Source organism: Neisseria sp. P0014.S002 (genome assembly GCF_051958295.1).
In the GTDB taxonomy this organism is placed as follows: Bacteria; Pseudomonadota; Gammaproteobacteria; order Burkholderiales; family Neisseriaceae; genus Neisseria; species Neisseria flavescens_B.
Genome location: NZ_JBQCVO010000002.1, coordinates 290,106 through 315,982 on the forward strand (window position 1 = coordinate 290,106; position 25,877 = coordinate 315,982).

At 50.1% G+C, this 25,877-nt stretch carries 25 protein-coding genes; 13 read left to right on the top strand and 12 right to left on the bottom strand.

Going from position 1 to position 25,877, the window contains the following annotated elements; translation table 11 throughout:
• Positions 1-6: 6 nt before the first annotated feature.
• The 3 genes from ACTHSX_RS03640 to ACTHSX_RS03650 all read right to left on the bottom strand — a co-directional run bounded on the left by ACTHSX_RS03640 (position 7) and on the right by ACTHSX_RS03650 (position 2,748).
• A complete protein-coding gene (locus ACTHSX_RS03640; RefSeq protein WP_440376834.1) occupies positions 7-750 on the bottom strand; it encodes an SH3 domain-containing protein in 744 nt (247 codons plus the stop codon).
• Positions 751-830: 80 nt separating this feature from the next.
• Complete coding sequence (locus ACTHSX_RS03645; RefSeq protein WP_440376835.1) at positions 831-1,829, bottom strand: BtrH N-terminal domain-containing protein; 999 nt, start codon at positions 1,827-1,829, stop codon at positions 831-833.
• A 70-nt stretch (positions 1,830-1,899) separates the two neighbouring features.
• Positions 1,900-2,748: an RnfABCDGE type electron transport complex subunit B gene (locus tag ACTHSX_RS03650; protein WP_440376923.1), complete on the bottom strand. Its 849-nt coding sequence runs from the start codon at positions 2,746-2,748 to the stop codon at positions 1,900-1,902.
• Between the two features lie 210 nt (positions 2,749-2,958).
• Here ACTHSX_RS03650 and ACTHSX_RS03655 point away from each other — a divergent pair, with 210 nt between their 5' ends.
• A complete protein-coding gene (locus ACTHSX_RS03655) occupies positions 2,959-3,426 on the top strand; it encodes a YchJ family protein (protein ID WP_440376836.1) in 468 nt (155 codons plus the stop codon).
• 264 nt (positions 3,427-3,690) lie between these two features.
• Here the strand turns inward: ACTHSX_RS03655 and ACTHSX_RS03660 are convergent, their stop codons facing one another.
• Positions 3,691-4,479: an inositol monophosphatase family protein gene (locus tag ACTHSX_RS03660; protein ID WP_063076823.1), complete on the bottom strand. Its 789-nt coding sequence runs from the start codon at positions 4,477-4,479 to the stop codon at positions 3,691-3,693.
• Between the two features lie 163 nt (positions 4,480-4,642).
• Between ACTHSX_RS03660 and ACTHSX_RS03665 the strand changes: the two genes are divergently transcribed.
• The 4 genes from ACTHSX_RS03665 to ACTHSX_RS03680 all read left to right on the top strand — a co-directional run bounded on the left by ACTHSX_RS03665 (position 4,643) and on the right by ACTHSX_RS03680 (position 7,491).
• On the top strand, positions 4,643-5,368 hold the full coding sequence (locus ACTHSX_RS03665) for a 16S rRNA (uracil(1498)-N(3))-methyltransferase (RefSeq protein ID WP_440376837.1): 726 nt from the start codon (positions 4,643-4,645) through the stop codon (positions 5,366-5,368).
• 106 nt (positions 5,369-5,474) lie between these two features.
• Positions 5,475-5,765: an acyl carrier protein gene (locus ACTHSX_RS03670; RefSeq protein WP_440376838.1), complete on the top strand. Its 291-nt coding sequence runs from the start codon at positions 5,475-5,477 to the stop codon at positions 5,763-5,765.
• Entirely contained in the window at positions 5,762-6,820 is a 1,059-nt protein-coding gene (locus ACTHSX_RS03675) for a beta-ketoacyl synthase N-terminal-like domain-containing protein (protein WP_440376839.1), read from the top strand. Before ACTHSX_RS03670 ends, ACTHSX_RS03675 begins: the two co-directional genes overlap by 4 nt.
• The gene (locus ACTHSX_RS03680; protein WP_440376840.1) at positions 6,802-7,491 is read left to right on the top strand and encodes a hypothetical protein; all 690 of its coding nucleotides are present in this window, start codon (positions 6,802-6,804) and stop codon (positions 7,489-7,491) included. The genes ACTHSX_RS03675 and ACTHSX_RS03680 overlap by 19 nt, the downstream gene beginning before the upstream one ends.
• A 110-nt stretch (positions 7,492-7,601) precedes the next feature.
• Here the strand turns inward: ACTHSX_RS03680 and ACTHSX_RS03685 are convergent, their stop codons facing one another.
• From ACTHSX_RS03685 to cyaY, 3 genes are all read right to left on the bottom strand, one after another.
• On the bottom strand, positions 7,602-9,197 hold the full coding sequence (locus ACTHSX_RS03685) for a hypothetical protein (protein WP_440376841.1): 1,596 nt from the start codon (positions 9,195-9,197) through the stop codon (positions 7,602-7,604).
• A 184-nt stretch (positions 9,198-9,381) separates the two neighbouring features.
• The gene (gene luxS / locus ACTHSX_RS03690; RefSeq protein ID WP_004518928.1) at positions 9,382-9,888 is read right to left on the bottom strand and encodes an S-ribosylhomocysteine lyase; all 507 of its coding nucleotides are present in this window, start codon (positions 9,886-9,888) and stop codon (positions 9,382-9,384) included.
• Between the two features lie 54 nt (positions 9,889-9,942).
• On the bottom strand, positions 9,943-10,266 hold the full coding sequence (gene cyaY, locus ACTHSX_RS03695; RefSeq protein WP_254321439.1) for an iron donor protein CyaY: 324 nt from the start codon (positions 10,264-10,266) through the stop codon (positions 9,943-9,945).
• 50 nt (positions 10,267-10,316) lie between these two features.
• Here cyaY and lptM point away from each other — a divergent pair, with 50 nt between their 5' ends.
• The gene (gene lptM / locus ACTHSX_RS03700; RefSeq protein WP_003684659.1) at positions 10,317-10,508 is read left to right on the top strand and encodes an LPS translocon maturation chaperone LptM; all 192 of its coding nucleotides are present in this window, start codon (positions 10,317-10,319) and stop codon (positions 10,506-10,508) included.
• Positions 10,509-10,524: 16 nt separating this feature from the next.
• Positions 10,525-11,745, top strand: a complete 1,221-nt coding sequence (gene lysA, locus ACTHSX_RS03705; protein WP_440376842.1) for a diaminopimelate decarboxylase — start codon at positions 10,525-10,527, stop codon at positions 11,743-11,745.
• Between the two features lie 101 nt (positions 11,746-11,846).
• Here lysA and ACTHSX_RS03710 read toward each other — a convergent pair whose 3' ends face one another.
• Positions 11,847-12,074, bottom strand: a complete 228-nt coding sequence (locus ACTHSX_RS03710) for a SlyX family protein (protein ID WP_004518924.1) — start codon at positions 12,072-12,074, stop codon at positions 11,847-11,849.
• Between the two features lies 1 nt (position 12,075).
• Entirely contained in the window at positions 12,076-13,449 is a 1,374-nt protein-coding gene (locus ACTHSX_RS03715; protein ID WP_440376843.1) for a Na+/H+ antiporter family protein, read from the bottom strand.
• A 363-nt stretch (positions 13,450-13,812) separates the two neighbouring features.
• On the opposite strand from ACTHSX_RS03715, the gene ACTHSX_RS03720 reads away from it, so the two are divergent.
• The 4 genes from ACTHSX_RS03720 (at position 13,813) to ACTHSX_RS03735 (ending at position 19,130) form a co-directional block, all read left to right on the top strand.
• Complete coding sequence (locus ACTHSX_RS03720) at positions 13,813-15,132, top strand: MFS transporter (RefSeq protein ID WP_440376844.1); 1,320 nt, start codon at positions 13,813-13,815, stop codon at positions 15,130-15,132.
• A 317-nt stretch (positions 15,133-15,449) separates the two neighbouring features.
• The gene (gene adhE, locus ACTHSX_RS03725) at positions 15,450-18,065 is read left to right on the top strand and encodes a bifunctional acetaldehyde-CoA/alcohol dehydrogenase (RefSeq protein ID WP_440376845.1); all 2,616 of its coding nucleotides are present in this window, start codon (positions 15,450-15,452) and stop codon (positions 18,063-18,065) included.
• A 125-nt stretch (positions 18,066-18,190) separates the two neighbouring features.
• The gene (locus ACTHSX_RS03730) at positions 18,191-18,445 is read left to right on the top strand and encodes a helix-turn-helix domain-containing protein (RefSeq protein ID WP_003681417.1); all 255 of its coding nucleotides are present in this window, start codon (positions 18,191-18,193) and stop codon (positions 18,443-18,445) included.
• Entirely contained in the window at positions 18,432-19,130 is a 699-nt protein-coding gene (locus tag ACTHSX_RS03735; protein ID WP_440376846.1) for a MutH/Sau3AI family endonuclease, read from the top strand. Before ACTHSX_RS03730 ends, ACTHSX_RS03735 begins: the two co-directional genes overlap by 14 nt.
• 12 nt (positions 19,131-19,142) lie before the next feature.
• Here ACTHSX_RS03735 and ACTHSX_RS03740 read toward each other — a convergent pair whose 3' ends face one another.
• The 3 genes from ACTHSX_RS03740 to leuS all read right to left on the bottom strand — a co-directional run bounded on the left by ACTHSX_RS03740 (position 19,143) and on the right by leuS (position 23,623).
• Complete coding sequence (locus ACTHSX_RS03740) at positions 19,143-19,958, bottom strand: DNA-methyltransferase (protein ID WP_440376847.1); 816 nt, start codon at positions 19,956-19,958, stop codon at positions 19,143-19,145.
• Positions 19,951-20,763 (bottom strand): DNA adenine methylase, encoded by an 813-nt coding sequence (locus ACTHSX_RS03745; protein WP_440376848.1) that lies wholly within the window; start codon positions 20,761-20,763, stop codon positions 19,951-19,953. Before ACTHSX_RS03745 ends, ACTHSX_RS03740 begins: the two co-directional genes overlap by 8 nt.
• A gap of 229 nt (positions 20,764-20,992) precedes the next feature.
• On the bottom strand, positions 20,993-23,623 hold the full coding sequence (gene leuS / locus ACTHSX_RS03750) for a leucine--tRNA ligase (RefSeq protein WP_440376849.1): 2,631 nt from the start codon (positions 23,621-23,623) through the stop codon (positions 20,993-20,995).
• Positions 23,624-23,833: 210 nt separating this feature from the next.
• Here leuS and dnaJ point away from each other — a divergent pair, with 210 nt between their 5' ends.
• A complete protein-coding gene (dnaJ, locus tag ACTHSX_RS03755; RefSeq protein ID WP_440376850.1) occupies positions 23,834-25,003 on the top strand; it encodes a molecular chaperone DnaJ in 1,170 nt (389 codons plus the stop codon).
• A 295-nt stretch (positions 25,004-25,298) separates the two neighbouring features.
• Positions 25,299-25,877, top strand: a complete 579-nt coding sequence (locus ACTHSX_RS03760) for a TMEM165/GDT1 family protein (protein ID WP_440376851.1) — start codon at positions 25,299-25,301, stop codon at positions 25,875-25,877.

Genomic DNA, 25,877 nt, shown 5'->3' on the forward strand with positions numbered 1-25,877 from the left:
GAATATTTATAGTAATGCAGTCCACACATAACGGCGCTGGAATTTGCCGTCTTTAAATACGAAACACATACCGAAAGAACCGGCATCATTATTCACCGAATTAAACAGATAAAGCGTCTTGTCGGTACGGCGGTAATAGGCTTCCCAGCCATCATACGCATTGCTGCCGCGTGCAGTGGCGGCAAAATCGGGCAAGAACAGCCCTTGCAGTTCGGCAGCGGGAACTGCTTGACCGTTTAGCGTGATCTGTTCTATGGCAAAGACGCTTTTGGGAATAGAGCCGTCTCTGCCGTAAAACGGTTTGCCCCGATAAAGAGACGCGGTGTCACTATTTGGGGCTGTGCCTGAAAAGTCGCTGCGTTTGGGGTGGATGCGGCGGGCGGCGATGTGTACTGTTTGACCGTTGCCGGACAAAGTCAGTGTGTCGTCGCGACCGAAGTGTTCGTGTAGGGAAACGAAGTTTTTGTCGGAGGCGGGAAATATCAGGCGGCTGCGATGGATAAAACCGTAACCGTCGGTGGCTGTCTGTTGCAACTTCGCGGTACAGAAATTCGGATTGTCTTTGCTGGCTTCGCCTACACATTCCAACGGCGTGCCGTTGGGAATTTTTGCCAAAACTTTGGCATTCAAATCGGGGCGTTCGCGTAAGTTGGTGTGTCCGTCGGCATCATGAACCAAGGCAAAGCCATTTTGCGGCGCGGCATGGGTTAAGGCGGAACACAAAAATAAGACAGTAGCTAGGTAACGCATTTTTAATTTCTTTTAGTTTTCAGACGGCCTGAATGTCAAAATAATTCACGGTAGATTAATCGGGATCGAATAAATCCTGATTATTCCAATAATCCCCGCCATAACGCTTCTTCATCATCCGCAATTTTGCGCAGAAATTCAGCGATGTTGCGGCAGCCGTTTTCAGATGGTTTTTTGCATTGTTTCACGCACATGGCTGCAAACTGACGCCATTGGTCGCCGATGGCGGTCATTTGTTCCGAGGCCGTCTGAAATGCAGGTTCGTTGCAGATATGGGCGGCCTGTTCGAGGAAGTAGGCGTAGATGTAGCGGAAACCTGCGCCGCCGGTGCCGATTTCTTCCTGCATCCGCACCAAATGGCCGAGAAACAGTTTTTGGTATTTGTCGTTTTGTTTGTCAGGCAGGGATTCGATTTTTTTGGCTAGTGTGCGAATGCCTTTTACGCCGATGAAAAAGACCGGTGCGAGCATATGTTTGGCGTTTTTGCGTATGGCTTTGCGGATAATGGCGGGCAAGTCTGCCATGATTTTTTCAGACGGCCTGTTGTCTTCCAAGGTGTACATCATGCCTTTTGCCGCCAATACGCCTTTGGCAAAGCGCGCCCGCTGCAAATCTTCGGCGGCGCAGCGTTGTACGGTTTCAAATACGGGGTCGCTGATGAGGTAGTCGTTGCCGTCTTTGCCGTATACCAAAAGATTGTGTGCGTTGAAATGGAAGCGCATTTGCGGCGGGAAGTAGGGCAGCCAAAAGACGGAGGTTTGCAAACCGGCCAGTTTGCCTGAGGATAACGCGGCATCCAATGCGGCTTGCCCACTTTGTGCGTCGGAAAATTTGCGGACGGATAATTTCAGCCCCAATGCTTTGCAGGTGTTTTTGATGATGCTGCGCGGTGCGGTACGGTAGGAAACCAGCGGCATGCCGTTTAATTTGATCAGCGGCATCCAGACAAATGTCAGTGCATGGGCAATGCCGAAAATCATGGCTTCGTCTAAATTGTGGCCATGGTATTTGAGCAGGGTGGACATCACACCGCTTTCGCAATGGGCGGTATGCTGGTGTGGAAATTCTTGTGCGGTCATAAAGTTATTGGTTTTCGTGCAATGTTTTCAGACGGCCTGAAGCGGTCGGAATGGGTTTGTTGTTTGGAAATCAGCGGGCTTCTTTGGCCGCTTCCTGCTCGGCCTTGTAGCGGCGTAGAAATTCGATGGCTGCGGTTTTTTCGGCTTCGTTGCCGTATTTGGCATCACGTTGGGCGCGGCGCAGTTCGGCGCGTTCTTTGGCTTCTTCGATTTGGCGCGCTTTGAAGTCTTCGCGGTTGTCGGAGGAGACGAGTTTGTCCTGCTGCGATTGCGCTTTGGCCATGGCTTTGGCAATCAAATCCATGGGGTTGAATGCGGAGCTTGGTGCGGCTGTTTGGGTTTGTGCCTGTGCGGCCTGTTTGGCTTTGACGGCGGCTTCGCGTTGCGCCAGCAGGGCTTTGCGTTCGGCATCGTCGCGCTGTTTGCGCGCGGTATGGCGTTCAAAACGGCTTTGTGCGTGTTCGGCGGCGGCAAAGCGCGGTTCGGCAGAGGTGCTGAAACGGCGTGCGGACGGCAGGAAGGGCTGCGATACGGGAACCATGTCGATGCAGTCGACGGGACAGGGGGTAACGCACAAGCCGCAGCCGGTGCATTCGTCGCTGATGACGGTGTGCATCAGTTTGGATGCGCCCATAATGGCATCGACAGGGCAGGCGCGGATGCAGGCGGTACAGCCGATGCAGACGGCTTCGTCAATCAGGGCTACGGCTTTGATTTGTGTTTTTGCCGGCGCGAGGTAGGGCTTGCCCAATAGGTCGGCAATGTCTTTCATGACGGTTTCCCCACCCGGCGCGCACAGGTTTACCGGCGCTTCTCCTGCCGACAGGGCACGCGCATAGGGTAAGCAGCCTTCATAGCCGCACTCACGGCATTGGGTTTGCGGCAACAGGCGGCTGATGCTTTGGATGGGAATGGTCATCATGGATAGTCAAAATCGAAAAGGTGCATTATATCAGATTGTTGCGTTTATTTTGGCGAAACCCGTTTTACTTATTTTAGTGAACCTTTCCACGCTCGTTTTGGTAAACTCGTTACACTCGTTTTAGCGAAACGCGCTACGCCCATTTTCAGACGGCCTGAGTCGGGTTTGCGTTATAATTTTGAAATGGATTTATTCGGGTAATTAGTAATGACGGCTACACTTTGCCCCTGTCAGTCGGGGCGCGGTTATACGGAATGTTGCGCACCGTTTCATGCGCGTGAGGCGGCGGCCTCGACGGCGGAAGAATTGATGCGTTCGCGTTACAGCGCGTATGTTTTGCAGGAAATCGACTATATCGTGGACACGACTGTCCCTGCGCAGCAGAATTTGTTGGATAAGCAGGATTTGGCGGCATGGAGTAAGCAGACGCAGTGGTCGGGATTGAAGGTTATCCGTCATGTGCCGTTTGGCAAGCTGCATGCTTTGGTCGAGTTTGAGGCGTATTTTGAAGAGAACGGGCAAACTGAGTGCCATCATGAATTGTCGGCATTTGTGAAAATAGACGGGCGTTGGTACTTCATTGATCCGACCGTTGCTTTGCCGACGATGAAACAGCCTTGTTTGTGCGGTTCGGGCAAAAAGTTTAAGGCGTGTTGCGGACAGTTTTTCAAATAGTAGTGTAAACAGGCCGTCTGAACGTTCAGACGGCCTGAGCTGTTTTTGCAGATAAAAAAAACCATTCATACTAAGGGAGAAGTATGAATGGCCAATACATTGCGGGAAAACGTCTTACTTGCTGCACCGCCCAAAAGGGATGAAAGAGCGGTGTTGTGTCAGCGATGAATATTCTACCGTTTTTAGTATTAAATGCTGTTAAGAAGTGAAATAATTTCAATAAGTTGCAAGATAATCGTGATTTTTTGAGGATAAACGGTATTTTTACTGATTTTCTCGAATCCATTTCACCCATTGCTGAAACAGCTCGGGTTGCAATGCGGCGATGACGGAACGCTTGAATACATGTTCGCCGCTCCAAAAATCGTCGCCTTCCAAAGTGGTCAGGCAGCCGCCGGCTTCTTCAAAAATCAATGCGCCGGCAGCGTAGTCCCACAGCTTTTGTCCGCCGTGGATGTAAATATCGTAGCGGCCACTGGCAAGGTAGCACCAATCGAGCGTGCTGCTGCCCATGCTGCGGATTGTGCCGAATGGGGCGAGGGTATTCATGCGGCTGGCGAGTTTGCCCGAACGCAGGTATTTGATTTCTACGCCGGCAATGGATTCGTTAAGTTTTTTGTTTCCGGAACGCAGCGGCAGCGGTGTGCCGTTGAGGAATGCGCCTTTGCCGCGTTCGGCATAGAAACATTCGCCACTGACCGGATTGTAAATCACACCCAATTCGGCGTGGCCGTTTTTAACCAGTGCGACGGATACGGCAAAATGTGGCAAACCGTTGACGAAGTTGTTTGTGCCGTCGATGGGGTCGACAATCCACAGGCCGTCTGAATGTTCGTTCCACAAACGGGTTTGCTCCTGAACGCTCATCTCCTCGCCCAACATCGGACAATCCTCCAATAAGGGTAGGGCGGCGGCAAAAGCGGTTTGCGCGGCCAAATCTGCTTCACTCAAAACCGAGCCGTCTTCCTTGCGTCGTGACGGCGTGTTCAGAAAACGCGGCATGACTTCGGTTTGGGCGATGTGGCGGACGACTTTCTGTAAACGATATAGCACGGCGTATCCTTGTTTTTTGCAGTTTTGCGTGACAGTGGATTAAAATTCGGGAAGTTTTAAATTATAGTGGATGAAATCGAAATCAGGCAGGCAAGTGTATGTCGCCGTGTTTCAACTTCGTTCACGAAAGTTCAAATTATATACATGAATAAAGCAGGAAACCATGCCCCGATTTTATGTTGATTTTGCCTTGAGCCCCGACAGCGTGGTCGAATTACCCGATAATGTGGTGCGCCATCTGAATGTATTGCGCGTGAAAAACACGGAAGAAATCGTGTTGTTCAACGGCAATGGCAAGGCATATCCGGCTTTGCCCGAAGTTTTGGAAAAACGCCGCGCCAGCGTGCGGATTTTGCGTGAAGAGGCAACGGACAACGAATCGCCACTGAACATTACGTTGGTACAGGCGGTATCCTCCGCCGAGCGCATGGATTTCACTTTGCAGAAAAGCGTGGAATTGGGTGTGGCAGAAATCCGCCCGGTCATCAGCGAACGCTGTGTCGTCCGCTTGAGCGGCGAACGCGCTGAAAAGCGGGTGGCACGTTGGCAGGAAATCGTCGTTTCGGCGTGTGAACAAAGCGGCCGCAATATTGTGCCGAAGGTTTTGCCGCTGACAACTTATGCGCAGGCTCTGCAACAGTTGCCACAGGAAACGACCAAACTGTTAATGAGCTTGAACCGCGCACAAAAATTGAGAGATGTTCAACCGCAATCCGGCAAGGTCGTGTTTATGGTCGGCCCGGAAGGCGGCTGGACGGAGAAGGAAGAACAGCAGGCATTTGATGCCGGTTTTCAATCCGTTACGCTTGGCAAACGGGTGTTGCGTACCGAAACTGCCTCACTTGCGGCCATTGCCGCCATGCAGACGCTTTGGGGCGATTTTGCATAAAGTTCAGGCCGTCTGAAAACGAGTGTCACGAGTTTCGCTAAAACGAGCGTAGCGAGTTTCGTTAAAACAAGCTATTGCTTCATGATATAAAAATGGGAGTTTAAAAATGTCTTACACCTTTACACTGGCCGAGCACGAGCTGGAAGCGGAATTGAAAAAGTTAATCGTGCAAGAGTCCGATAAGGCCGACGATGTGGATATGGATGATTTCACCGACGATGCGCTTTTGTTTGGCGATGACAGTCCGGTCGGTTTGGATTCTCTTGATGCGCTGCAGATCAGCGTTGCCTTGCAACAGTATTTTCAAGTGCGCCTGCAGGGGGACCGTATGGTGCGCAAACATATGATGTGCGTACGTGATTTGGCGGCGTTTATCCGTGCGGAGCATGGCGCGTGAGTTGGGTTTACGGTACGGCGGCCACTTCTGCCTTGAATCCGCAAACGGATTTCAGACGGCCTGATGCGGTGTCTTATACGTTTTTAAACCAACCGCAGCAGGCTGCTTATTTTCGTGCATTTGCCGGCGACAGTTTGGGGCGGAAGGAATTTGCGGATATTGCCGAACAACATTTGCGACAAGCTGCCGAAAATGCAGGCTGGCCGTCTGAAAGTTGGCATGATGCGCCGGTGTTTATCGGTTCCAGTTCCTATTCCATCTCCGAATATGAAAACCGCCATCTTGCGGGCAATAGGACGGCAGAGGAACACAATTTGCTTTATCTCGCCGAAGATTTGCGCCGGCGCAGCGGCAATCGGCAGATTTTCAGTTTCGCTACTGCCTGCACTTCATCCGCCCATGCGCTGATTCAGGCGGATAACTGTTTGTGCGGCGGGGCAGAGCGTGCCTTTGTGCTTGGTATTGAAAACCTCAACCAGCTGACTTTGCTACATTTTCACAGCTTGGGTTTGCTGGCCGAACACTATCAGCCTTTTGGAGGAAACGGTTTGATTTTAGGCGAAGGTGTTGCTGCGCTTGCCTTATCTTCCGCTGCTCCCGAATCTTCTTCAGGCCGTCTGAAACTTATCGGACACGCCGCCAATACAGGCAATGACCTGATTCAAAGCGATGGCCAAGCGCAAGAGCAGGTGATGCGCCGAGCGTTAGACATTGCAGGCATCGCTCCTGAAAGCATTACAGCCGTTAAAACACACGGCATCGGCACGGCTGACAGCGATGCCGCCGAATTGGTCGCACTGGAAAATATATTCGGTACACTGCCGCCTTTGATGGCGTTTAAGCCGCAAATCGGACACACGCTTGGCGCAACGGCAGCCCTCGAAACGGCTTTGCTTTTATCCGCTTTAAAACAAGGCGGAAGCAGCGATTATCAGGGGCGGGAAATTCGTTTTTCCGAGTGCGCGGCTTCACAAAAAGGCGGCTTTTTCTGTTTGGCCAATCAGTTTGGTTTTGGCGGCAGCAACACATCTTTGGTATGGCAATGGCAACCGTAAATCCTGATATCCGTATTATCGCCGCCGTGCGTTTTGATACTGACGCCGGTACCGGCGGCAAAATCCTCAAACAAACCTTAAAGCAGCAAAGCGGTATAGATACCCGCCGCCTCAGCCGTTTGAGTTTGATTGCCGCGCTTGGTGCAGGGCAACTGAAAGAGCAATGCGAAATCCGTTCTGATTGCGCTGTTTTTCTCGGTACGCCGTTTTCTTCGCCATCCGTATTTGAAAAAATGGCAGACAATGTGCTGAACCATCACGCTGCGATGCCGTTTGACTTTATTGCCAACCTACACAACTCTCCCGTTTTTCATGCTGCGCAAGCGTTAGGCACGCATGGTGCAACTTTGGTTGTTACTGCCGATAACAATGTAGATACGTGCTTTCATCCATTATCTCTGGCGATGCAGTCTGTGCAAAATGGCGGACAGGCTGCGGTTGGCTGGGCGTATGAACATCAAGTAGCCCGTGCCGATACCCATGAAGGCAGTATCTGGATTGTGCTTGAAGCCGGTGCAGAGCAGGGTGTTCCCGTTGTGTTGAATGATGAAGGTACTCAGACTGATGAGCCGTCTGAAAAGCCGCAATATTATTGGCAGAATGTCGCCGATTGGATAGAAGCAGTAATGGCGCACGAGGGTAGGGTTGTAAAGAAATGTACTTTGGCGTGATCGGCAAATAATTTTAGAGAAAGTATTTGTCTTTTGAATAAATAAGGTTTGCACCATTAAAAAGGCCGTCTGAAAATATTTTCAGACGGCCTTTTGGTATCAAAAAACAATCAACGAGACATCTCGCCTTGAATAGCGCGGATATTCGCTTGACGGGCGTTGATGGTACGGGTCAGTTGTTGGATTTTAATCTGATCGCCTTTTTGTTTGGCCGCATTCAGCTGTGTTTGAAGGCGGGTAATAGCAGCCTGTTCATTGCGCACTTCAGTCTGCAATATCTGTTTGCGGGTTTCTTTAGGGCTTGGTTTAGGAGCCGGCGTAACCACAGGAGCAGTACGGATAACAGGGGCTTTGTATTTGCTGTATGAAGAACTGCGTGATTTGTTCTGACGGTTGCGCAGGATAATATTGAGGCGCGGATTGGCAGCTTCGGCTGTGTTGGTCACGCTGGTAATCGGTACATTCGGCAGAATTTTGATATCGCTGTCATTATTTCCTTTATCCAGCAAAATATCGGCTGCCGGTTTGTATGCTTGTGGGAAAGGTGTTGTGACAGTGGTTTTGCCATGCTCTACCGGAGTGGCAGTTGCCGGCGTGCTTGGTTCGACCGAAGCTGTGGCAATAGGTTTGGCTGCTTGTTCTTCGGATGCGCGGACAACGGCTGTTTTAGTACGGCTGACCTTGGCTTTTCGTCGAGAGGAGGTTTTGGCATAAGTTTTGCCTTTGCGCTTAGTCTCGACTTTGGCAGGTGTTTTATCGAGCGCTTCATCCTGAGCTGTTACTGCTTGGCTATTTTGGGTAGTTGAAGTTTGCGGCTGAGCTGCCGAGTTCTGAATAATCTCTTGTGGAATTTGGATTGCAGGTACAACAGGTTGAGCAACTGGTGTTTCATTAATAATAGCAATGCCGTCTGAAACTGTTTTCTCGGTAGAAGCAGTAGGTTGGGCTTGTGCGGCAAGCATTACAGGAACAACACTGTTTTCTGTTTGGGTTGCACTAGACTGAGTTTGTACGACAGGAGTTGTATTGAGGACAGTAGTGTCGGCAACATAGTCTTCAGCTTTTATTGTGGGCGGCGCTTCCAGAGTAGGCGTATTGTTGGGAACGATTACGCTGTCTGCAATGGCTTTGTCGGCTGCAACGGTAGGTTGGGTTTGTGCTGCGAGCGTTGGAGGAACAATAGTGTTGTCCTCTTGAGCAGCAGTCGTCTGCGTTTGTACGACAGGAGTTGTGTTGTGGACAGTAGTATCAACAACATAGTTTTCAGGTTTTGCAACGGCAGGTGTTTCCAAAACAGGCGGATTATTGGAAACAATTACGCTGTCCACAATGGTTTTATTCGCAGGCACAGCTTGTCGAGTTTGTGCCATCGGAATGGAAATAGGTGCCGGAATACCGTATTCATTTCGAGCAACAACGACTGGGGTTTGTACCGCAGGCGTTGCTTGAGAAGTATGAACGTAGTCAGCGGCAGATGCTTTAAATTCTGTTGTTTGTACCGTTTTTAAAACCGGAGTGTCGCCTGGAATCGCAACGACGCTGTTTTCTGTTACATTGTTTGTTTCAACTATGCGACAGGCGTCATTGATCTGGTATGAAGCATAAACGGTGATGCCTTCAACATTGCAGACATACTCGGCAGCGTTGGCGGCAGCAGGGAGGGTCAGGCTGAGGGCAATGGCGGTTTTGCAGAAAAACGGTTTCATAAAGGCAATAGAATCAGGTTGTTTGTTCAAAGTGTAATTATACTATGTACACTGTCAGCATCCGCCAACTTATTTTTAGGCGGTGTAAAACTGTGGTTGGAAGGTTGAAAATTGGAATAAAAGGTTTTAGGCCGTCTGAAACTTGTCATATAGAGTTTCAGACGGCCTTTGCTGTCATGGCGGATTAAGCGTTTAACAGACTTTCGTCCAATGTCAGCTCTTCGTTTTTATTGACGGCGACTTTGCGTGCCAAAACGTTTTGGGCGATTTCGTGCGCTTCGGCAAGCGAGTGCATCAGGTAAGTACCGCATTGGTATTCGTTCAACTCGGGGATTTTGCTTTGGTCTTGAACGGTCAAAACATCCTGCATTGAAGCGAGCCATGCATCGGCCACTTTTTGCTCGTCGGGCGTACCGATGAGGCTCATGTAGAAACCGGTACGGCAGCCCATCGGGGAAATGTCGATGATTTCAACGCCGTTGCCGTTTAAGTGGTCGCGCATAAAGCCTGCGAACAGGTGCTCCAGCGTATGAATGCCTTTTTCAGGCAGGATTTCTTTGTTGGGAATGCAGAAACGCAGGTCAAACACGGTAATGGTGTCGCCTTTGGGCGTGGTCATGGTTTTTGCCACGCGTACGGCAGGGGCGTGCATACGGGTGTGGTCGACTTTGAAACTGTCTAGTAGGGGCATTTGGGTGTCCTTTGAGGTAAATAGATTTTTAGCTAGGGATATTTGAAGACTGAATCACAATTCCGCAATCTCAACTGCTTCGCCCGAAGCCTCGCTCAGTGCTTCGTTTAAAACGTCGTAGAAATCGCGGCTGTCGCGTGTTGCCAGCCATTTGCCGTTTTGCTCGGCGAAATGGTAGCCGCCGCTTTTGGCGGCAATCCACAATTCTTGGTTGGGCGTGTGGCGGTTGACGATGATTTGCGTGCCGTTTTCGGCTTCGATGGTCAGTACGTTTCCGGAAAACTGGCAGTCGAAATCCCAGCCGTTTTCATCGATTTGGTCTTCGATATGTTCGAACAATTCTTCGCTCATGCGGATGAATTCGCTTTCGGTCATCATGGCTTTTTGTGTGGTTTTTGTTTAAGATACCGAATCTTGCCACATTCGTAATGATGAAGAAAGTTTTACTGATGAAATACGGCGTATTTTTTGCAGCGGCAACTGCTCTGCTGCTCTCTGCCTGCGGTTACAAAGGTGACCTCTACCTGCCCAAAGAAGGCGACAAGGCGCGCTTCGGCGTGATTCAAACCGGCTTGAAATTCGATACGGCCAAAGAACCGACCACTCAAACCAACGATTAAAAAAGACTTCACAAACATGACCTTATTCTGCGAACAACTTCCTTATACACACCTTGCCGAAGAGTTTGGTACGCCGCTTTATGTGTACAGCAAATCTGCGCTGACCGAGGCATTTGAAAACTACCAAACCGCGTTTGCCGCTTTGAATCCGCTTGTCTGCTACGCAGTGAAAGCGAATGGCAACCTGAGCATCATCAAGCACTTTGCTTCTTTGGGGAGCGGTTTTGACATTGTGTCCGGCGGCGAGTTAGCGCGTGTTTTAGCGGCAGGCGGCGATGCGGCAAAAACGATTTTTTCCGGTGTGGGTAAGAGTGAAGCAGAAATCGAGTTTGCGCTGAATGCCGGCGTGAAATGCTTCAATATGGAGAGCATTCCCGAAATTGACCGCATTCAAAAAGTTGCCGCGCGTTTGGGTAAAGTCGCCCCGGTTTCCCTGCGCGTCAACCCCGATGTCGATGCCAAAACCCATCCTTATATCTCCACCGGCCTGAAAGCTAACAAGTTCGGTATTGCCTATGCCGATGCGCTTGAGGCCTATCGTCATGCTTCCCGACAAAGCCATTTGAAAATCGTCGGTATCGACTGCCATATCGGCTCGCAACTGACCGACCTCAGCCCGCTTGTCGAAGCCTGCGAACGTATCTTGGCCTTGGTCGACCAACTGGCAGCCGAAGGCATTGTGTTGGAACACTTGGACTTGGGCGGCGGTGTCGGCATTGTTTACCAAGATGAAAATGTGCCTGATTTGGGCGCGTATGCTCAAGCCGTTCAAAAGCTGATCGGTGCACGCCGTCTGAAACTGGTTCTCGAGCCAGGCCGCAGTTTGGTCGGCAATGCAGGCGCGTTGTTGACGCGAGTTGAATTCGTCAAACATGGCGAAGAGAAAAACTTTGTGATGGTTGATGCGGCGATGAACGATTTGATGCGTCCGGCACTTTATGATGCCTATCATCACATCGAAGCGGTTGAAACCAAAGACATTGAGCCTCTGACAGCCAATATCGTCGGCCCGATTTGCGAAACCGGCGACTTCCTCGGCAAAGACCGCACCATCGCCTGCGAAGAAGGGGATTTGCTGCTTATCCACAGCGCCGGTGCGTATGGCTCAAGCATGGCGAGCAACTACAACACGCGCAACCGTGCGGCGGAAGTATTGGTTGACGGCAGCGAATGCAAACTTATCCGCCAACGTGAAACCGTCGAGCAGCAAATGGCCAACGAATTGGCTTGTTTGTAAGGTTTGATTGTTTAAAAGGCCGTCTGAAAGCTTGATAGACTTTCAGACGGCCTTTGTTATGAAAGAAAAGGGCATGTATCCAACAAGCCCTTTTTAGTTTATCAATAATGCGGCGGAATCTCATCGCGCAGGCTGTACGGTTCGCGTTCGCCATTTGCACCTTTGTCCTGCATCCGTTGATACAGAAGCCGCAGCTGGCCTTGTTGCAAATCCAAAGCCTGCTGCATCTTGGCGATGGTGTCGTTCAGGCTGCCGATTAAATCTTCCTGTAAGGCCGTCTGAATTTCCAGCTCCGTGACGCGGTGTTCCAATTCCTGAATATCGCTCATATTACAGCACCATCGCGGCAATCCAGCCGGCAGCCATCAGCGGAATATTGTAGTGGATAAAAGTCGGGATAACCGAATCGCGGATGTGGTCGTGTTGACCGTCGGCGTTCAGACCCATGGTCGGGCCGAGCGTCGAGTCGGAAGCAGGGGAGCCTGCATCACCCAGGGCACCGGCCGTGCCGACGATGGCGACGGTCGCCATAGGTGAAAAGCCCAAGCTCATGCACAAAGGCACATAAATCGCGGTAATAATCGGCAAAGTCGAGAAGGACGAACCGATGCCCATGGTCACCAGCAAGCCGACGCACAACATGGTCAATGCGGCCATGCCTTTATTGCCGCCGAACAAAGCCATGCTGTGTTCGACCAAAGGCTGAATCTCGCCGGTTGCATTCATTACGGCGGCGAAACCTTGAGCCGCAATCATAATAAAGCCGACCATCGCCATCATTTTGATGCCTTCGCCGAACACATCGCTGGCGGCGGAGCGGTTCATCACGCCCAACATCATAAACACGGCAAAGCCCAACATGGCGCCCAATACCAGCGAACCATCATACAAAAGCTGAATGGCAAAACACACAGCAATCGCCACGGCCGCCACCAAGCTGCGATAAGTTGAAGGCTCTTGTTGTTGCACTGCCGCACGGTTGTCTTCCGTGTCCGTGGTATTGTTTTGATAAATACGCGGTTTGCGATAGTGCAAAAAGGCCAGCAGCAAGCCGAATACCATGCCCAAAGCCGGAAGCGCCATCGCATGCATCACATTGATGCCGCTGGTGTCCATGCCTGCCGAGCGGATATTGCCCAACATGATGTCGTTCAAGAAGATGGCGCCGAAACCGTAAGGCAGGAACATATAAGTCGTTACCAAGCCAAACGTAATTACACATGCCACCAAGCGGCGGTCGAGTTTCAAACGGTTGAACACCAACAGCAGCGGCGGAATAATCATCGGGATAAACGCGATATGAATCGGCACAACGTTTTGGCTCATCACGCCCATGCACAAAATAATCGCCAGCAGCAGCCATTTGACCGCGCCTTCGCCTTTCGCATTGCCTTCGCCGCCGTTGAGTTTGCGGATAATCACGCCGGCGAGCTGTTGCGGCAGGCCGGAATGCGTGATGGCCATGGCAAACGCGCCGAGCATAGCATAAGACAGCGCGATTTGCGCCCCGCCTTTCAGACCTTCGTTAAAAACAGGAATAATGCCTTGCTGCACCACATCGCCGGCTGTGTTGGTTACATTCTCCAAAGGCATACCGGCCACCAAGCCGCCGACAAACGCGCCGACAGCCAAGCTGAGCACCACATGCACGCGCGATAAAGACAGCACAAGCATGATGATGACCGCAATTACAACCGCATTCATATCGTTCTCCGTTGTTCAGACGGCCTGTTATGTAAAAACAGGCAATCATCTGTTTACATATTACAAATAAACATCATAACCCAAGCATGAAGCCTTTGCAAAAAACGGCGGGCCGTCTGAAAACCAGATCATCAACTTTCAGACGGCCTGAAGTGATTTCTTGTTTCATGTTTCAATAGGGTATGCGGTTTATCACCGAGATTCAGATATTCAAAAATTGCCAAAAAATGCGCGTTTCCTATTCTTTGCATATTGTATAAATGTTAAAATCGACATAATGCTCTATTTTTAGGTTTATCACTGAAATTAAAGCATTTATTGCTAAAACCCAATTCAATCATACACAAACAAAGGAAAGAAGTGATGGATATTTTGACGCGGCTGCACAATCTGCCGCCCTCCCGCTTTCATTACAAACTTCTGGTCTTGGTCGGAATAGGCTGGCTGTTTGATGCCATGGATACCGGTTTGGTATCGTTTGTATTGCCGGCTTTGGGCAAAGATTGGGCGCTGGCTCCGGCGCAGTTGGGCTGGATTGTCAGCATTGCCTTTGTCGGCATGGCCTTGGGCGCGGTATTCAGCGGCTGGCTGGCGGACAGGTTCGGACGGAAAACCGTTTTTGCCGGTACGATGGTGGTGTACAGCATTGCCACAGGTTTGTGCGCGCTTGCGCCTGATTTGACGGTTTTGCTGGTGTGCCGCTTTTTTGTCGGCGTCGGTTTGGGCGGCCAACTGCCCGTTGCCGTGTCGCTGGTCAGCGAATATGCGCCGCCGAAAGTACGCGGCCGTTTTATTGTATTGCTGGAAAGCTTTTGGGGCTTAGGCTGGCTTTCGGCCGCGCTGGTGTCTTATTTCTTTATTCCACAAACCGGCTGGCACAGCGCATTTTTATTCGGCGCCTTGCCCCTGTTTTATGTGCCGTTGGTGTTGAAATTCGTTCCCGAATCCGTGCCTTACCTACTTTCCCGCGGCAAAACCAACGAGGCGCACCATTTGGTATCCGCGCTGGAAATGCAATCGGGCATAACGCCGCCGACAGAAGCCGTTGCCGCACCGGCCGCCCCGCGCGAACGTATCCGCTTCGTCCAACTTTGGCAACATCCGTTTGCACGGCGCACGCTAATGCTGTGGCTGGTTTGGTTCGGCATCGTGTTTTCGTATTACGGCATTTTCACTTGGTTGCCCAAACTGCTGGTCGAGCAGGGCAATACCGTGGTCAAAACCTTTGAATATGTGCTGGTGATGATTGTGGCGCAACTGCCCGGCTATATTGCCGCCGCGGCTTTGGTGGAAAGAATCGGCCGCAAAGCAACGCTGGCAGGCTTTCTGGCCGCTTGCGCCGTGTGCGCATGGTTTTTCGGGCAGAGTGCAACTGCGGCCGAAGTCATGATCTGGGGCAGCCTGATGTCCTTCTTCAACTTGGGCGCATGGGGCGTTTTGTACACCTACACCCCCGAACTCTACCCCTTGCGCTTCCGTGCCTTCGCATCCGGCTGGGCAGGCGCCATCGGCCGCATCGGCGGCATACTCGCTCCGATGGTAGTGGCGGCGATGGTGGGCAACAGCGGCGGCTTCGGCAATATCTTTATGATGTTTGCGCTGGTTATGCTGCTGATTGTGGTGGTAATCTTGGTATTGGGTGAAGAAACCAAAGGCCGTACGCTGGAAGACATCAGTCAATAAAAGATAGACATGAAAAGGCCGTCTGAAAAATATTTTCAGACGGCCTTTTTTATTTTGAGTATGTAATTTTGATACATTGATTTTCTGTTCTTATTTTAATATGTGGGGAAAGTGACCAAGAATGACCGTCTTCGGTTGTGTGAGGATAAAATCATTATACTTCAATAAATTAAAATGAATAAATGATAAAGAGGTCGTCTGAAAAGTTCAATCATGGTTTGTGATGTAGGTCAAAGCAGAATGTAACTAAATTACTTATAGTTATCGTAGTGAAAATTTATTGACCTTATTGCCACCTTTTATTAAGGAGATACACCATGAACGCATCAGCCGACAACGTCGTCAGCCCAGCTGTAGTCGAGGTAAATAGCCTGGTTGAAAAGGGTTTACGGGCGTTGGATGAGTTTCTTAAGTTGGATCAGGAGCAGATTGATTTTATTGTGGCCAAAGCCTCTATCGCCGCGCTGGACAAACATGGTGTGCTCGCCATGCACGCAGTGGAAGAAACGGGACGCGGCGTGTTTGAGGATAAGGCGACGAAAAACCTGTTTGCCTGCGAAAACGTCGTGCGCCGCCTGCGCGATTTGAAAACCGTGGGTGTCATCAGCGAAAACGATGTAACCGGTATTACTGAAATTGCCGATCCTGTCGGCGTAGTTTGCGGTATTGTGCCGACTACTAATCCGACTTCCACCACCATTTTCAAATCCCTGATTGCGCTGAAAACCCGCAATCCGATTATTTTCTCGTTCCATCCGTCCGCCCAGCAGTGTTCCGCCCATGCAGCGCGTATCGTGCGCGATGCGGCGATTGCGGCCGGTGCGCCGGAAAACTGTATCCAGTGGATTGAAAAACCGTCTATGGAAGGTACTTCCGCGTTGATGAAGCATCCGGGCGTGGCAACGATTTTGGCAACCGGCGGCAATGCGATGGTGGAAGCCGCGTATTCTTGCGGCAAACCTGCGCTCGGTGTCGGGGCGGGCAACGTACCTGCTTATGTTGAAAAAACGGCGGACATCAAACAGGTGGCACACGATATTGTGATGTCGAAATCTTTCGACAACGGCATGGTGTGTGCCAGCGAGCAAGCGGTGATTGCCGATAAAGAGATTTACAAAGAGTTAGCCGAAGAATTCAAATCTTACGGCGTGTACTTTGCCAATAAAAAAGAAAAAGCCATGCTCGAAGAGTTTATCTTCGGCGTAACGGCGAATTGCGCCAGCTGCGGCGGGGCGAAACTTAATTCTGCGGTAGTGGGCAAACCGGCGGCATGGATTGCCGAGCAGGCCGGGTTTAAAGTGCCTGAAAAAACCAACATCATCATCGCCGAATGCCGCGAAGTCGGTCCGAACGAGCCGCTGACCCGCGAAAAACTTTCGCCTGTGTTGGCCATGATTAAGGCGGATTCGACCGAACAGGGTTTGCAGTTTGCCGAAGAAATGGTTGCCTTTGACGGCTTGGGACACTCCGCCGCCATCCATACCGCCGACGAAGAATTGGTCAAAACGTTCGGCTCCCGCGTCAAAGCGCTGCGCGTGATTTGGAATTCGCCTTCCACCTTCGGCGGCATCGGCGACGTGTACAACGCCTTCCTGCCTTCTCTGACCCTCGGTTGCGGCTCTTACGGTAAAAACGCCGTCGGCGGCAACGTCAGCGCAGTCAATCTGTTAAACATCAAAAAAGTAGGCCGTCGGAGAAACAACATGCAATGGTTCAAAGTGCCCGCCAAAATCTATTTTGAACGCGATTCCATCCAATATCTGCAAGACATGAAAGACTGCGAAAAAGTCATGATTGTGACCGACCGTTCGATGGTTGATCTAGGCTTTGTCGATAAAATCACCCATCAACTGCATCAACGCAAAAACAAAGTGACCATTCAGCTGTTTACCGATGTCGAAGCCGATCCGAGCGTCCAAACCGTCTATAAAGGCACGGATTTGATGCGTAGCTTCCAGCCGGACACCATTATCGCGCTGGGCGGCGGTTCTCCAATGGACGCGGCCAAAGCCATGTGGCTCTTCTACGAACAGCCGCAAGTCGATTTTGAAGACTTGGTTCAAAAATTCATGGACATTCGCAAACGCGCGTTCCGCTTCCCTGAGTTGGGTCGTAAAGCCAAATTTATCGGTATCCCTACCACATCGGGTACCGGCTCCGAAGTCACGCCGTTTACCGTCATCAGCGACGGCGATAAGAAATATCCGATTGCCGACTACTCGCTGACACCGACCATTTCAATTGTCGATCCTGCGTTTACCATGACCGTACCGGCAGGCGTAACCGCCGATACCGGTTTGGACGTACTGACCCACGCCGTAGAAGCATACGTTTCCGTGCTCGCCAACGACTTTACCGACGGCCTCGCCCTGCAAGCCATTAAGATCGTGTTCCAATATCTCGAACGCTCCTACAAACACGGTGCGGCCGATCCCGAAGCGCGCGAGCATATGCACAATGCCTCCACCATCGCAGGCATGGCGTTTGCCAATGCGTTCTTGGGCATCAACCACTCGATGGCACACAAAATCGGTGGCAAATATCACGTTCCGCACGGCCGTGCCAATGCCATCCTGCTGCCGCACGTCATCCGCTACAACGGCACGCGTCCGCAGAAAACCGCCACTTGGCCGAAGTACAACTACTACAAAGCCGACCTGAAATATCAGGAAATTGCCCGTACTTTAGGCCTGCCATGCAGCACACCTGCAGAAGGCGTCGAATCCTTCGCCCGCGCCTGCCATGAGCTGGCGGTCAATGTCGGCATCAAAATGTCGTTGAAAGAGCAGGGCATCGATGAGAAAACCTTCCTCGACGGCAGAAAAGAGCTGGCCATGATGTCTTTTGAAGACCAATGCACCCCGGCCAACCCACGCCTCGCTATGGTAGCCGATATGGAAGAAATCCTGACCAAAGCCTATTACGGCGAATAAAATCGGGCAGTTAAAAAGGCCGTCTGAAAACTGAATATAGGGTTTCGGATGGCCTTTCGTATTAGAACTAAAGTTGATACTTATTGTATGTGGAATTTAATTTGCAAACATTAAGAATAGTCATCATGAAATCAGAAATTTTAAAACAATTTGGCAAACATGTTCGTCATTTAAGACAACTCCAGGATTTAAGTCAGGAAACATTGGCTGAAAAAGCGAATATGCACCGGACTTATATCGGAATGATAGAACGTGGAGAGCGTAACCCCGCCCTATTAAATCTTATTCGTTTGGCTAGCGCATTAGATATTTCTTTGCCTGAACTTTTAACTTTTAAGGACTATGTTAATGACGGGAACTGTGATAATGAATCTAACTGATTCGTATGATTTTTTTAGAGAAAACGCCGGAAGGACGCTAGGAGATCTAAAGCTTGAATATCAAACCAGATTTCCCAAGTTCACCGCTGAAATGAAGATAAATAAAGGCGGGGTAGGACAGTTTATCGAGAAATTGATAGGACTTAAGAATACAAATGCTTTGACAGATTTTTCTGATGGTGAGCTGAAAACCAATAAGGCAGATGCAGATGGTGCACCACTAGAGACTATGTTTATCTCGCAGATTTCCAGTAACTTTGATCAGTTAATCAGCGATCAGATAAGCTTTGAAGATAGTTGGATATACCAAAAAATAAAGAATTTGCTATATGTTCCTATTTGTAAAGTCGACGACGATCCTGACAAATGGTACATACAGTCAGCTTATCATGTGCAAATAAATGAAGGGGGTGAACTTTTCAGACAGTTATCTGCTGATTTCACGCAAATTAAAAGTAAGCTGTTAGCTGATATTAATTCCGGCGAAGGATACATTCATACATCAAACGGTAGTTTTATACAAATCAGATCAAAAGATTCCAAGCCATACAGTCCTATATTTTCTGTGCAATATAATCGGAATATTTCAAATAAGAATCATGCATTTTATTTTAAAAAAGAATTCATGCGGGAAGTTCGTGAAATGGCCAGACAGGATAGAGATGGTGTTGTTCGAATAATTTAAAATAAGATGGGGCTACAGCTTTTGTTGTAGCCTTTTCTTTGCTAATTCAAAAAAATCTTCTTCTAGTTCGCAACCACAAAATTTCCGACCATGTTTTAAGGCAGCAACGCCTGTTGTGCCGCTGCCCATGAAAGGGTCAAAAATTAAATCTCCGATATTTGAAGCCGATAGTATGCAGCGTTCAAGCAAGGGGAGTGGTTTTTGTGTCGGATGTTTGCCGAATGTTTTTTCGGTTTTATTTGGCGGAGGAAATGTCCAAACACATTTCATCTGTTTGCCATCATTTTGTGCTTTCATCATTTCATAATGAAACGTATGTTTGGCTTTTTTATTTTTCTTTGCCCATAAGATTGTTTCTGTCGAATGGGTAAAAAAACGGCAGGACAAATTAGGGGGAGGATTGGGTTTTTCCCAAGTAATATTGTTCAAAATATGGTAGCCGATGGTTTGCATCAGGTAGCCGATTAAATAGATATTATGGAATGTACCGCAAACCCAAATTGTGCCGTTTGGTTTTAATAAGGCGTAACACAGTCGGAGCCATTCTTCGTAGAATTCCAAATCTGCCGCCATTCCTTTGGATTTATCCCAGTTGCCCTTATTAACGGAAACCATTTGTCCGTTTTGACAACTGAAGCCGTCATTGGAAAGAAAGTAAGGAGGGTCTGCGAAAATCATATCAAAACAGCCATTTGGATGTTTTTCCAATATCTTCCGCATGACGTTAAGGGAATTTTCGTTGTAGAGAACAAGGTCGTCAGAAACAATTTTTTTCAAACGACTTTGATAAATGGTAGCTTCTTCAGCCAATTTGTCGAAATCACTCATAAATTGCCAATAATTCTCCGACTTTTTTACGACTGCTGCCTTTCGCGGCAATATTGCGTTGTACTTCAACCGTTTTCAGAATAGCAGAAGAATAAATATTTCTCGTAAATTCAGTATCATGATTTGAAATCAAAACGCCTTGAGAGTTAGGCGCAATTTGTTGGGCTGTCCGGGAAAGGCGGATTTGATCGTCTAAATTGAAGCCTTCTTTGGCATAAGTGGTAAATGAAGCGGTTGGGCTTAAAGGTGCATAAGGAGGATCACAATAAACAGTATCTGTATTGTTTGTCAGAGATAGGATTGTTTGAAAATCTCCGCACATTAATTCAACTCTGTCAGATTTTTGAATGAAACCTTCCATTTCTTGTTGTGGAAAGTAAGGAGATTTGTAGCGTCCAAATGGCACATTGAATGCCCCTTTGCTGTTGTAACGGCATAAACCGTTAAAAGCATGGCGGTTCAAATAAATAAATAGCGCTGAACGTTCGTGTAGATCTTGGCTGAAGTTGAATTGTTCCCGCAATTCATAGAATCTTGAATCGCTATTGTTTTCGGAAGTAAAGAAAGAGCGGGTATAGTCTATGAATCCGGATTTTTCTTCTTTTAGGATACGGAATAAGCCGATTAAGTCAGCGTTAATATCATTGAGCAGATAATGTTCGAAATCCAATGCAAGAGACAAAGCGGCAGAACCGCAAAAGGGTTCAATCAGACGTTTTCGTGCAGGAGTGGGTAGATTGTGTTCGATAAAGGGGACAAGTTTATGTTTGCCACCAGCCCATTTTAGGAAGGGTTTTGAAGCCATTAGAATGCCAAGTACAAGCGTGGTTGATTGGCTTCGAATTGTGCCAAAACATCGTGAGGAATACAACGGATTTATGTTTTAGGGACGTGTGTAGAGTGATTCTAAATCCAATGGAACCTTTTCATCCCAATGTGTTATTGGACTTATCAACTCAATCTACCTTAAAAAGGCCGTCTGAAAACCAAGTTTCAGACGGCCTTTATCCGTATGGCTAAACCTTAAAAGCGGTTTAGACGACGATATTCACCAAGCGTCCGGGAACGACGATGATTTTCTTCGCAGGCTTGCCTTCCATGAATTTCACTGCGCCTTCGTTGGCAAGGGCGGCGGCTTCGAGGTCGGCTTTGGATGCGTCGGCGGCAACGGTGATTTTGCCGCGCAGTTTGCCGTTGACTTGAACCATCACTTCGATTTCGGATTTGACCAAAGCGGCTTCATCGACTGTCGGCCAGCCTGCTTCCCACAGTTTTGCGCTGTTCAATTCGCTCCACAGGGTTTCGCAGATGTGCGGCACGATGGGCCACAACAGGCGTACGGCGGTTTCCAATACTTCTTGGGCGACGGCGCGGCCTTGTTCGCCGCCGGTTTCGGTTTTGTCGTATTGGTTGAGCAGTTCCATCACGGCGGCGATGGCGGTGTTGAACTGCTGGCGGCGGCCGTAGTCGTCACTGACTTTGGCGGTAGTGGCGTGCAGTTTGTGGCGCAGGTCTTTGAGTTCTTTAGACAAACCGTCTTGGTTGCCTGCAAACGCTTTGACCGCGCCGCCTTGTTTCAGGTATTCGTAAACGGTACGCCACAGGCGGCGCAGGAAGCGGTGTGCGCCTTCGACGCCGCTGTCGCTCCATTCGAGGGACTGTTCGGGCGGTGCGGCGAACATCATGAACAGGCGGGCGGTGTCCGCGCCGTAGGCGTTAATCAATTCTTGCGGATCGACGCCGTTGTTTTTGGATTTGGACATTTTTTCCGTGCCGCTGATGACGACGGGCAGTCCGTCGGCTTTGAGGACGGCGGAAACGGGGCGGCCTTTGTCGTCGAAAGTCAATTCGACATCGGCGGGGTTGATCCAGTCTTTGCTGCCGTTGGCGTTTTCACGGTAGTAGGTTTCGCAGACGACCATGCCTTGCGTGAGCAGGCGTTCGAACGGTTCGTCCACGCTGACCAAACCTTCGTCGCGCATCAGTTTGGTGAAGAAGCGCGCGTATAAGAGGTGCAGAATTGCGTGTTCGATGCCGCCGATGTATTGGTCGACCGCGCCCCAGTATTTTGCGGCTTCAGTCGATACCATGCCTTCTGAGAATTGAGGAGACATGTAGCGGAAGAAATACCAGCTCGATTCCATGAAGGTGTCCATGGTGTCGGTTTCGCGTTTCGCCGCACCGCCGCAGCATGGGCAGGTGGTTTCGTAAAACTCGGGCATTTTTGCCAGCGGCGAACCCATGCCGTCGGGTACGACGTTTTCAGGCAAAACGACGGGCAGTTGGTCGGCAGGGACGGGAACGTCGCCGCATTTTTCGCAATGGACGATGGGAATCGGGCAGCCCCAGTAGCGTTGGCGAGAAATACCCCAGTCGCGCAGGCGGTATTGGGTTTTCGGTTCGCCCGCGTCTTGGCTTTGCAGTTTGGCGGCGATGGCGTCGAAGGCCGTCTGAAAATTCATGCCATCCAAGTCGCCACTGTTGACCAATACGCCGTTTTCTTTGTCGCCGTACCACTCTTGCCATTGGTTTGCGTCGAATGCGTTGTCGCCGACGGCAATCACTTGTTTTTTCGGAAGATTATATTTGGTGGCGAACTCGAAATCGCGTTCGTCGTGCGCCGGAACTGCCATCACTGCGCCGTCGCCGTAGCCCCACAATACATAGTTGGCAATCCACACTTCCAGCTTGTCGCCGTTGAGCGGGTTGACGACGTAGCGGCCGGTCGGTACGCCTTTTTTCTCCATCGTCGCCATATCGGCTTCGGCAACCGAACCGGCTTTGCATTCGGCGATAAATGCCTGCAATTCAGGTTTGTCGGCGGCTGCGGCGGTTGCCAGCGGATGCTCGGCGGCAACGGCAACATAAGTCGCGCCCATCAGCGTGTCGGGACGGGTGGTATAAACTTGCAGGAATTTCGCGTAATCGCCTTCCAAGCCTTGTTTGCTGTCGTCTGAAATGGCGAAGCGCACGGTCATGCCGCGAGATTTGCCGATCCAGTTGCGTTGCATGGTTTTGACTTGTTCCGGCCAGTGTTCCAGCTTGTCCAAATCGTTGAGCAACTCTTCGGCGTAATCGGTGATTTTGAAGTAATACATCGGGATTTCGCGTTTTTCGATCAACGCGCCGGAACGCCAGCCTCGCCCGTCGATGACTTGCTCGTTGGCAAGGACGGTTTGATCGACCGGGTCCCAGTTTACCGTGCCGTTTTTGCGATAGACGATGCCTTTTTCAAACAGCTTGGTAAACAGCCATTGTTCCCAGCGGTAGTATTCGGGTTTGCAGGTGGCGACTTCGCGTTCCCAGTCAATCGCAAAACCCAGGCTTTTGAGCTGGGTTTTCATGTATTCGATGTTGTCGTAAGTCCATGCGGCAGGGGCGACGTTGTTTTTCATCGCCGCATTTTCCGCAGGCATACCGAACGCGTCCCAACCCATAGGCTGCATGACGTTGAAGCCGTTTAAAAGTTTGAAGCGGCTCAATACGTCACCGATGGTGTAGTTGCGCACATGCCCCATGTGGAGCTTGCCACTGGGGTAGGGGAACATGGAGAGGCAGTAGTATTTTGGTTTGGAAGCGTCTTCGGAGACGTTGAAAATACGGGCGTCGTCCCATTTTTTCTGCGCCGCAGGCTCAATGGCGGCGGGTTGGTAATGTTCTTGCATGGTCATTCTGTTTTTCGCTTGAAAACGTTGGAAAAAATAAAGATGGGATTATAGCAGGTTGTCGGGCCTGTCGGTTTGACAAAGGCCGTCTGAATGTTTGGATGTTGGAAAAGCACAATTTCAGACGGCCTTGAAAATACTGACTTGAGTTTTTGATACTCGCCCACATATCCCACCCAGTTTGAATTCATTCTTAACACTATCAAAATTATGAGCAATAAAGATTTTTACGAAACCCTTGGTGTTGCCCGCAGCGCTAGCGACGATGAAATCAAAAAAGCCTACCGCAAGCTGGCAATGAAATACCATCCCGACCGCAATCCTGACAACAAAGAAGCGGAAGAAAAATTTAAAGAAGTCCAAAAAGCTTACGACACCTTGTCCGACAAAGAAAAACGCACCATGTACGACCAATACGGCCATGCCGCGTTCGAACAGGGCGCAGGTGCGGGCGGATTCGGTGGCTTTGGCGGTTTTGGCGGCCAAGGCGGATTCGGTGGTGCGCAAGGCTTCGATTTTTCCGATATTTTCAGCCAAATGTTCGGCGGTGGCGGCAGCGCAGGCGGCCGTCAGCCGGATTACAGCGGTGCGGACTTGCAGGTTGGCATAGAGATTTCGCTTGAAGAAGCCGCCAAAGGCGTGAAAAAACGCATCAACATTCCGACTTACGAAGAATGTGATGTTTGTCACGGCTCAGGTGCCAAACCGGGCACATCCGCATCGACTTGTTCGACCTGTCACGGATCAGGTACGGTACACGTCCGCCAAGCCATTTTCCAAATGCAGCAGACTTGTCCGACTTGTCACGGTACAGGCAAAGAAATCAAAGATCCTTGCGTCAAATGCCGTGGCGAAGGCCGCACCAAAACCAGCAAAACGGTTGAAGTCAATATTCCGGCAGGTATCGACGACGGTCAACGCATCCGCTTGAGCGGCGAAGGCGAGCCGGGTCAACACGGCGCACCGGCAGGTGATTTGTACGTCAATGTCCGCGTAAGACAGCACAAAATCTTCGAGCGCAACGGCTTGGATCTGCATTGCGAACTGCCGATCAGCTTTGCCATTGCCGCATTGGGCGGCGAAGTCGAAGTGCCGACTTTGGACGGTAAAGTCAAACTGCACATTCCGAAAGAAACGCAAACCGGCCGCCGTATGCGCGTGAAAGGCAAAGGCATCAAGTCTCTGCGTTCCAGCGCGACCGGCGATTTGTACTGCCACATTTTGGTCGAAACGCCGGTCAACCTGACCGACCGTCAGAAAGAGTTGCTGGAAGAATTTGAAAAAATCTCCTCCGGTCTCAATCTCAGCCAAACCCCGCGCAAAAAATCGTTTTGGGAAAAAGTAGGCGAAAAAGTAGGCGATTTGTTCTCCGATAATTAATCGCTGTAGAAAGGCCGTCTGAAACCTGTTACATTGGGTTTCAGACGGCCTTTTGTTTTTCTTTTTGTTGCTTCAAGCCATGGTTTACCTTACAATGCGCGCTTCACTCTTACGGGAGTAGCCATTCGGCGCAATGCCGAAACCGTTGTCAACATAATCGGCTTGTGCGGCCGTGGCAGCGGTATCTTCTCTGCTTTATCGGAAGACAGGCAAGACGTAAGCGTTGTCCATACCCTTGCGGGCGGTATGCACAGCGCTTTTTGTTTGCCCGCTTTTCGGTTGAGTATCTTAAATCATGGAAGCTTTTTTCTCCTCGACGCTGGGCGTTGCCATTGCCGAAATCGGCGATAAAACGCAATTACTGGCGCTCTTTTTGGCAGCACGTTTTGCCCACAAAAACGCGATTGTTGCCGGTATTTTTATTGCAACCCTGTTGAACCATCTTGTTTCAGCCGCACTCGGTGTCTGGCTGGCATCCGCTATTTCGCCCGAAGTCATGAAATGGGTAGTCAGCGGCAGCTTTATTGCGGTCGGCTTATGGCTGCTGTTGCCGGACAAAGACGAAGACCCTGATAGTAAGTGGTTGAAATACGGAGCATTTACGGCAACAGTCGTCCTGTTTTTCTTGGCGGAAATCGGCGATAAAACGCAGATTGCGACGGTTCTTTTGGCGGCAAAATACCAATCTATCCTGCTGGTCGTGGTCGGCAGTATCGCCGGTTTGATGATTGCTTCTGTGCCTGCCGTGTATTTGGGTGAAATGCTGATGCGTAAAATTCCGGCCAAAGCAGTGCGCATTGCCGCATGTATCTTGTTCTGCCTGCTGGGTATTTTGACCCTGCTTGGCGACGGTATCGTGTTGAAGGCCGTCTGA

Coding starts and splice junctions, on each gene's coding strand:
- ACTHSX_RS03655 (WP_440376836.1), top strand. CDS start 2,959: ATGACGGCTACACTTTGCCCCTGTCAGTCGGGGCGCGGTTATACGGAA.
- leuS (WP_440376849.1), bottom strand. CDS start 23,623: ATGCAAGAACATTACCAACCCGCCGCCATTGAGCCTGCGGCGCAGAAA.
- ACTHSX_RS03715 (WP_440376843.1), bottom strand. CDS start 13,449: ATGAATGCGGTTGTAATTGCGGTCATCATCATGCTTGTGCTGTCTTTA.
- ACTHSX_RS03640 (WP_440376834.1), bottom strand. CDS start 750: ATGCGTTACCTAGCTACTGTCTTATTTTTGTGTTCCGCCTTAACCCAT.
- adhE (WP_440376845.1), top strand. CDS start 15,450: ATGAACGCATCAGCCGACAACGTCGTCAGCCCAGCTGTAGTCGAGGTA.
- ACTHSX_RS03645 (WP_440376835.1), bottom strand. CDS start 1,829: ATGACCGCACAAGAATTTCCACACCAGCATACCGCCCATTGCGAAAGC.
- ACTHSX_RS03735 (WP_440376846.1), top strand. CDS start 18,432: ATGAATCTAACTGATTCGTATGATTTTTTTAGAGAAAACGCCGGAAGG.
- ACTHSX_RS03680 (WP_440376840.1), top strand. CDS start 6,802: ATGGCAATGGCAACCGTAAATCCTGATATCCGTATTATCGCCGCCGTG.
- ACTHSX_RS03665 (WP_440376837.1), top strand. CDS start 4,643: ATGCCCCGATTTTATGTTGATTTTGCCTTGAGCCCCGACAGCGTGGTC.
- lptM (WP_003684659.1), top strand. CDS start 10,317: ATGATGAAGAAAGTTTTACTGATGAAATACGGCGTATTTTTTGCAGCG.
- ACTHSX_RS03710 (WP_004518924.1), bottom strand. CDS start 12,074: ATGAGCGATATTCAGGAATTGGAACACCGCGTCACGGAGCTGGAAATT.
- ACTHSX_RS03670 (WP_440376838.1), top strand. CDS start 5,475: ATGTCTTACACCTTTACACTGGCCGAGCACGAGCTGGAAGCGGAATTG.
- ACTHSX_RS03685 (WP_440376841.1), bottom strand. CDS start 9,197: ATGAAACCGTTTTTCTGCAAAACCGCCATTGCCCTCAGCCTGACCCTC.
- ACTHSX_RS03760 (WP_440376851.1), top strand. CDS start 25,299: ATGGAAGCTTTTTTCTCCTCGACGCTGGGCGTTGCCATTGCCGAAATC.
- ACTHSX_RS03740 (WP_440376847.1), bottom strand. CDS start 19,958: ATGAGTGATTTCGACAAATTGGCTGAAGAAGCTACCATTTATCAAAGT.
- luxS (WP_004518928.1), bottom strand. CDS start 9,888: ATGCCCCTACTAGACAGTTTCAAAGTCGACCACACCCGTATGCACGCC.
- ACTHSX_RS03650 (WP_440376923.1), bottom strand. CDS start 2,748: ATGACCATTCCCATCCAAAGCATCAGCCGCCTGTTGCCGCAAACCCAA.
- ACTHSX_RS03720 (WP_440376844.1), top strand. CDS start 13,813: ATGGATATTTTGACGCGGCTGCACAATCTGCCGCCCTCCCGCTTTCAT.
- ACTHSX_RS03730 (WP_003681417.1), top strand. CDS start 18,191: ATGAAATCAGAAATTTTAAAACAATTTGGCAAACATGTTCGTCATTTA.
- ACTHSX_RS03745 (WP_440376848.1), bottom strand. CDS start 20,763: ATGGCTTCAAAACCCTTCCTAAAATGGGCTGGTGGCAAACATAAACTT.
- dnaJ (WP_440376850.1), top strand. CDS start 23,834: ATGAGCAATAAAGATTTTTACGAAACCCTTGGTGTTGCCCGCAGCGCT.
- cyaY (WP_254321439.1), bottom strand. CDS start 10,266: ATGATGACCGAAAGCGAATTCATCCGCATGAGCGAAGAATTGTTCGAA.
- lysA (WP_440376842.1), top strand. CDS start 10,525: ATGACCTTATTCTGCGAACAACTTCCTTATACACACCTTGCCGAAGAG.